The organism is Desulfurellaceae bacterium (assembly GCA_021296095.1).
GTDB lineage: Bacteria > Desulfobacterota > Binatia > Bin18 > Bin18 > JAAXHF01.
On sequence record JAGWBB010000141.1, the window covers coordinates 552 to 6,880 of the forward strand.

Consider the following 6,329-nt stretch of genomic DNA (forward strand, 5'->3'; position numbering starts at 1 on the left):
GGCGAAGTGGCGTGGGTCGGCGGGCTCCACATCGGCTCGTAGTCGAGCACGTGCATGGCCACCCCGTTGACCGACGCGGCCGATACCGGAGAGGTCTTAAAACCCGCGCCCAGCACGCTCGACACCGGTGTTCCGCCCAGGCTTTTCACATGTGCGGCGGCAATCCGGGGCCCCTCTTCCAGGGAGCCGGCCACGGCCACCGCCAGCCCGTCCAGCATGATCCGCTTGGCCACTGTCACGACAGCGGCCGGCAGGCCCTCAAAGCGGGTCTGGCTGAGGGTGTGACACAGCTGTTGGGTAATGGACACGTTTTTCCCCGGGCTTTTCCTTTTTAGAGAAACCGTTTTTGCAGCGTCTCGACTTCGGGCGCGCCGATGACCTGTTCGCGTTCGGCAAACGATACCATCTCGTCGGCCAGGGCTGCGGTATTGCCGTCTTGGCGAATAGCCGCTGCGGCGCGCTGCATGGCCCGAATGGCGGCGCGCTGCAAGTCTGAGGGCACGATCATGATCCGGTAGCCCAGGGCGGCCAGCCGCTCAGGCGGCACCAGCGGCGTTTTCCCGCCCCAGAACATATTGATCAGCAGCGGCGCCCGAACAGCCTGTGCGATACGTTCGATTTCTTGGAGTGACTGCGGCGCCTCGACAAAGATCACATCCGCGCCGGCCTGGGCATAGGCTTGACCCCGTTCGATGGCTGCCTCCAGGCCGCTGACCGCTCTGGCGTCGGTGCGGGCGATAATCAGCAGCCGGTCGCGGGCCGCGCAGGCGGCTCGGATTTTCTGGCACATTTCGTGCGCCTCGATGATCTCCTTGCCCTCGTAATGCCCGCAGCGCTTGGGTTCGACCTGATCCTCGATATGGAGCGCGGCCGCACCGGCCCGCTCGTAGGCTCGCACCGTCCGCAGTACATTGATCGCGTTGCCGTAGCCGGTGTCGGCGTCCATGATGAGCGGCAGCCGGGTGACCGCCCGAATCTCTTCCAGCCGCTTGAGCATCTCGGTCTGGGTCACCAGGCCCAGGTCGGGATAGCCCATGCTGCGCGAGATCGCCCCACCGCTGATATACAAAGCCGCAAATCCTGCGGCCTCGGCAATCCGCGCCGACAGACCGTCGTAGACTCCGGGGGCGGTGAGCAGACCGCCCTGACTGAGCAGGCTTTGCAGCTGACTTGTTCCCTGGCTGTCGTGGAGCATGCTCAGTCCCGCCGCTCGCGGGCAAAGCGTGCCGCGTGCGTCCCGGCCAGCCGACCAAAGACCGCTCCGCGCATCAGGCCGGCCCCGCCCGGATAGTTGTGGTAGAAGAATCCGCCCGTCATCTCGCCGGTGGCGAACAGGCCCGGAATCGGCCGCTCAAGCTGATCGACGACTGCGGCGTCGGTGTTGATTCGAATCCCACCAAAGGTGAAGGTGATGCCCAGACTGACCGCATAGGCGCAAAACGGCGGCGTCTCAACGCGGGTCGCCCAGTTGGTCTTGTCGGGCCGCAATCCCAGGGTGTGTTTGCCGTCCAGAACGTCGGGGTCAAACGCGCCGTCCTGAACCGCCGCGTTGTAGGCCTCGGGCTTTGCGAAAGCCCAGCGCACCGTAGCGCTGCTCGACCCCGTCGGCCAGCTCGGGCAGGCTGTCGGCCACCACCGGTGTCCCGGTGTTATAGCGCGTCTCCAGCAGTGGGGTGGTCGTGCGGTCAAAGACCTGAAAAATGACCGCTCTGGGCTGACGTAAAATTTCCCGCCCCATTTTGGCGTAGGTGTACAGGTTGAAATCCTCGCCCTCGTCAACAAAGCGCTCGCCGTCGAGGTTGATCATGACCGAGAAGGGGTATGACAGCCGGTTGGTCTTGTCGGTCAGCCGCAGCTCGCCGTAGCTCGGCGCGTTGGCGTGACAGCCGGCCCATTCACCGTAACTCTGGGCGCCGAGGTCCAGGGCCTGCCGAATCATCTCGCCGGTATTGAAGCGGGTGCCGCGCACCTTGACCAGGCTCCAGGTCGGACCCAGGTAGGCCGTGCGCATGTCGGGGCTGGCCTGAAACCCGCCGCTGGCCAGCACCAGCGCCCGGCAGCTCATGGTCCGAATACCCTCAGGCCCTCGGACCTCAAGACCGCTCACCCGTCCGTCCGGGCCGGTCACAATGCGTCCGGCCTGGGTCTCGTACAGCACCGGAATATCGGCCGCGTCGGCCAGCCGAAAGAGGGTGCTGGACAGTAACACGCCCTCGCCCTTGGCCCGCAGCGCCCCGCCCCGCGACAGCTTGACCTTGGCCGCCCCGGCAATCGTGACCGCGCCGACCGCCCGGCTGAACTCCCAGGCCACCCCCAGGTCGGCCATCCAGCGGACGGTGTCATACGACCGATCAACCAGGAGTTGGCTCAGCGCGGGGTCGGTCCGGCCGCCGGTCACCCGCGCCAAGTCCTGGAGGTAGTCTTCGCGGGTGTAGGGATCGAGCGCCACGGTGCTGGGGTCGTCGTTGTCGCGCACCACGGCAACCAGGTCTTCGAGGCTGTTATACACGCAGCGAAACACACCGCCGGTGAAGCGCGTGTTGCCGCCCCGCAGTTTTTGGCTGGCCTTCTCCAGTACGACAACCCGGGCGCCTTCGGCGCGGGCGGCCAGGGCTGCGGTAAACGCCGCGTTGCCCGCCCCGACTACGATGACATCGAACACCTCGTCTGTATGTGGCACGGGCTGGTCCTCCTTTACTAAGCAAGGTCGGGCTGTGTAGACCAAAGACCGCCGACCTCCCCGGCCAACTACACCTTTTCCGGCTTTGCATCAACACGCCTATCCGCGTACAATCCGTTCACTCCACAGGAGACGGGAAACATATGAGCGCGCTCAAGCTGGACGGACCGATGAATATCCTGGTGTTGCTGGGGCTGACCCTGCCCGAGCTGTCCGACCCGGACATGCAGCAGATACGGGCGGCGGCCGCGCCTGGCTCGCGCATCCGGGTCGTAGCACGGCTGGACGAGGCGCTGGAGCAGGCCCGGGACGTGGATATCATCCTGGGCTTTCTTCCCCAAGCGCTGTTCCACGCCGCGCCCGGTCTGCGCTGGGTGCACGCCATTGCCTCGGGCGTGGACATGTTCCTGTATCCGGCCATGCGTGACTCAGGGGTCATCCTGACCGGTGAGAAGGGTCTGGTCGGTGGGCATCTGGCCGACACCGGCTTCGGCCTGCTGCTGGCCCTGACCCGCCAGATTGCGACCGCCATCCGGCTGGGTTCCGGGAGTTGGGACGCCCGCGAGGCCATGCGCCGCAAGGAGATCGAGCTGGAGGGCCTGACCATGGGTATCGTCGGCTTTGGCGGTACCGGCCGGGCCATGGCCCGGCGGGCCACAGCATTTGGTATGCGGGTCCTGGCCCTTGACGAGTGGCCGGTGTCGCCCTCCGACGGGGTACAGGAGGTGTGGGGCCGTGAGCGCCTGGCCGAGCTGCTGGGTGGCTCTGACGTGGTCGTCGTGTGCTGCCCGCTGACCGCCCAGACCAGGCATCTGCTCAACGCTACCACCTTTGCCCAGCTCAAGCCCGGCGGCCTGGTCATCAATGTCACCCGTGGAGAGATCATCGACGGTGACGCGCTGGTCCGGGCGCTGCGGGACGGGCGCTGTGGCGGCGCCGGACTGGATGTCGCCCCGCAGGAGCCGCTGCCGGCCGAGCATCCGCTGTGGACCCTCGACAACGTGGTCATGACCCCGCATACGGCCGGCGCCAGTCAGCTCCGCGCTCCGCGCAACCTGGCTCGCTTCTGTGACAATCTGGGCCGCATACAGCGCGGCGAACCCTTACTGGGGTTGATAGATAAACAGCTGGGATATTAGAAGCGGTCTCATAAACCAGGCGGGCCGATGGTCGTGGGCGTCCATGGCGCGATTCTCGCGCCGTGTTAAACGGCATTCTCTGGATTCTGCGCACCGGCGCCCAATGGGCCGAGCTCCCGAGCTGCTATCCGCCCTACCAGACCTGCCAGCGCCGATTCCAGCAGGGGTGGGGTTCTCAGCAGATTGCCGCGCTGATACACGCCACGCGCACGAATCCGCCGGCTAGGGCTTGCTCTTCAGCCAGCCCAACAGCTCCGCATCAAAGAGTCCTGCCTCCTCGAACTGGGGCGTATGACCGCTTCGCTCGAAGACCCGCACGGTCAGGTCTTTGAATGCCGGACGGACACGGTCCCAGGACGACGGAGGCGCAACCAGGAAGTCGTAGCGCCCGAGGGCGAGAAACACGGGCCGTTCCAGGGCGTCGAGGGACTGCGTGATGTCGATGGCGGGAAAGACCTTGCCCCAAATGTGGTCGAAGACCTCGTTCAACTCGACCCCCTCCCACAGTGGGGTTGAATCGAACTTCGGGTCGAACCATATCTTCGCTCCATTGCGAATATAGGCGGTGATGAATCGTTCCGAGAGCGGCAAATGCGCCAATTCTTCATCAGGCAGGCGTTGGAGATTGGTCTCGAAGAGCGCCTTTCGTTCAGGAGAGACCGACTCGCGCCAGTACCGCGCCACCGCTTCCACGCTGTCGGCGCTGAGATCCGGGGCAATGCCAATCATGACCACGTGCGACACATGATCGGGGTAGCGCTTGCCGTATTCGAGCGCCATATAGCTGTGGCCCGAGTGGCCTATCACCATCACCCGCCCCAAGCCAAGCGCCTGGCGGGCTCGCTCTATGTCGTCGACCACAGTTTCCAGCTTGAAAGAAGCGGGATCGATAGTCGCCGGAGCCCGGGCAAAGCCGCGATGGTCGAGGAAGACCAGCCGGAGATGCTCCCGAAGCTGCTGCGAAAAGACACGGGGATAGTACCGCGCACTGCCGATGACGATAGCGGGTGGACCGCTGCCCTCGATCAGGTATTGAAGCGTGAAGCCGCCGGCGTCGATAGTCCCGCTCTCGCTGTTCATCGTTGCCTCCTGTCGTGCTTGGCCTGTCGCGTGCGATGCACAGTCCTTTATCCCTCATGCCCCTGTGAGACAAGGGCTGTAAGGATAAGGAACCCGTGCTGTTTACGAGACCGCTTCCGGTCAGACTGCGCTCTGTGGTCTAGCACCGCTCGACACTCACCAGGCAGCCCGCAAGACCTCCATGATATCCTCGCTCCGCTCAACACGACAGAGAAAGCGTACTATTTGCCCATCCGCAGGAGTTCCATCAGGTCGTAGCGGCGCGGCGAGTCCGGCCCGTTGAGGCGGGGCGCGCCGGCCGTGAACACCGCAGCATCCTCGCGCTGCACGTTGACCCAGCTCATGCCCAGCGGGACCGGCATGCGAACCCCCTGCGCCCCAGGCACATAGTCCGGGTGACCGTGCACGTTGAGGGTCAGGCGGGCGAACTGCCCGTCGGCGTCATAGCTCAGCACGGCCAGCAGGGCATAGGTTTGCACGTCCAGATAAAACACCCGCCTGCCGTAGGGGTGGCCCGCTTTTGGCATCGCCTCAACCGCCACGACGCGGCGCAACTCCCACGGCGCCTCCGGGTACCAGTTGTTTTTGCCGCCAAAACTCACTTCGTCGTCCTGCAGAAAGCCGGGCAGGAGCAGCAGTCGTTCTGTGAGATAGGTCCACTCGTACTCGTGCAGATAGCCGATGAAGTACAGCGGCGGCTGCTCTTCCATCAGGATGTCATAGCGGCCGCCGCCCATGCGGGCCAACAGGTTTGAGTGACTCTTGCGGATACGCCGGTTCAGGGGATTATAGCTCAGGATCTCCTGCGGCTGGCTATCATCATCAAAGACGGTCATGATCCGCATCCGGCCCTCTTGATCGGCGGGCGCGACGAGCCGAAAGGTGGCTCTCATGTAGATCCCTTTTTCCTGCCACTGGGGATCGTTGTGTTCGTCCCCGACCCGATGCATGCCAAAGCGCATCCGCATCCGGCCGACATTCGACCGATCAATCGTTCCGGCGCTATTGATTCCGCGCACATAGGCCCGGATGTCGAGCGTCTGGGGCAGGTCGCGATACCGAAAATTCCACAGCGCCTTGAGGCCCGCCTGCGGGTCAGCCGCGTCCAGCACGGGGAACGGCCGGCCGGCCTGATAGTGTTCTACCTGGCCGGTCTCGGTCAGCCGCGCCTGCTGGGCGTGGGCCAGGCTGGCCTCGAGATAGGGCGTCCGAACCGGCAGATCGGTGGTCGCCTGGACGCGGATACGAAAATCACCGGCTTGGATGAGGCTCAGGATCTCGGGCAGCAGCACCGCCTCGGCAACCTGCCAGTTGTCCTGGTCAATAGTCGTGTCGGACGCAACTCCCGGGTGTTGAGGTAAACCGTCCTGGTACGGAAAAAAGACGGAGCGGACCGACTCGGGGGTTGCGGCCAGAACGGCTAAAGCCGG

The 6,329-nt window shown here is 64.6% G+C and carries 8 protein-coding genes; 2 read left to right on the forward strand and 6 right to left on the reverse strand.

All coding sequences use genetic code 11. From position 1 onward, the window contains the following. The 4 genes from J4F42_21400 to J4F42_21415 form a co-directional block, all read right to left on the reverse strand. On the reverse strand, window positions 1-308 hold a 308-nt coding region (locus J4F42_21400), incomplete at its 3' end, for an MmgE/PrpD family protein (GenBank protein MCE2488079.1). A gap of 23 nt (window positions 309-331) precedes the next feature. After that, window positions 332-1,195: an isocitrate lyase/PEP mutase family protein gene (locus J4F42_21405; protein ID MCE2488080.1), complete on the reverse strand. Its 864-nt coding sequence runs from the start codon at window positions 1,193-1,195 to the stop codon at window positions 332-334. A 2-nt stretch (window positions 1,196-1,197) separates the two neighbouring features. After that, complete coding sequence (locus J4F42_21410) at window positions 1,198-1,584, reverse strand: FAD-binding protein (protein MCE2488081.1); 387 nt, start codon at window positions 1,582-1,584, stop codon at window positions 1,198-1,200. After that, on the reverse strand, window positions 1,523-2,680 hold the full coding sequence (locus J4F42_21415) for an FAD-binding protein (GenBank protein MCE2488082.1): 1,158 nt from the start codon (window positions 2,678-2,680) through the stop codon (window positions 1,523-1,525). Before J4F42_21415 ends, J4F42_21410 begins: the two co-directional genes overlap by 62 nt. 143 nt (window positions 2,681-2,823) lie before the next feature. On the opposite strand from J4F42_21415, the gene J4F42_21420 reads away from it, so the two are divergent. Continuing rightward, on the forward strand, window positions 2,824-3,819 hold the full coding sequence (locus tag J4F42_21420) for a D-2-hydroxyacid dehydrogenase (protein MCE2488083.1): 996 nt from the start codon (window positions 2,824-2,826) through the stop codon (window positions 3,817-3,819). A gap of 62 nt (window positions 3,820-3,881) precedes the next feature. Further along, complete coding sequence (locus J4F42_21425; protein MCE2488084.1) at window positions 3,882-4,151, forward strand: transposase; 270 nt, start codon at window positions 3,882-3,884, stop codon at window positions 4,149-4,151. On the opposite strand, the gene J4F42_21430 is transcribed toward J4F42_21425, so the two are convergent. Next, window positions 4,042-4,899 carry an alpha/beta hydrolase gene (locus tag J4F42_21430; GenBank protein MCE2488085.1) on the reverse strand — a complete coding sequence of 286 codons (858 nt, stop codon included), beginning with the start codon at window positions 4,897-4,899 and terminating at the stop codon, window positions 4,042-4,044. The two genes, J4F42_21425 and J4F42_21430, sit on opposite strands and share 110 nt — an antisense overlap. 221 nt (window positions 4,900-5,120) lie before the next feature. Then, a partial coding sequence (locus J4F42_21435) for a DUF1329 domain-containing protein (protein MCE2488086.1) occupies window positions 5,121-6,329 on the reverse strand: 1,209 nt, incomplete at its 5' end.

Coding starts and splice junctions, on each gene's coding strand:
- J4F42_21420 (MCE2488083.1), top strand. CDS start 2,824: ATGAGCGCGCTCAAGCTGGACGGACCGATGAATATCCTGGTGTTGCTG.
- J4F42_21405 (MCE2488080.1), bottom strand. CDS start 1,195: ATGCTCCACGACAGCCAGGGAACAAGTCAGCTGCAAAGCCTGCTCAGT.
- J4F42_21430 (MCE2488085.1), bottom strand. CDS start 4,899: ATGAACAGCGAGAGCGGGACTATCGACGCCGGCGGCTTCACGCTTCAA.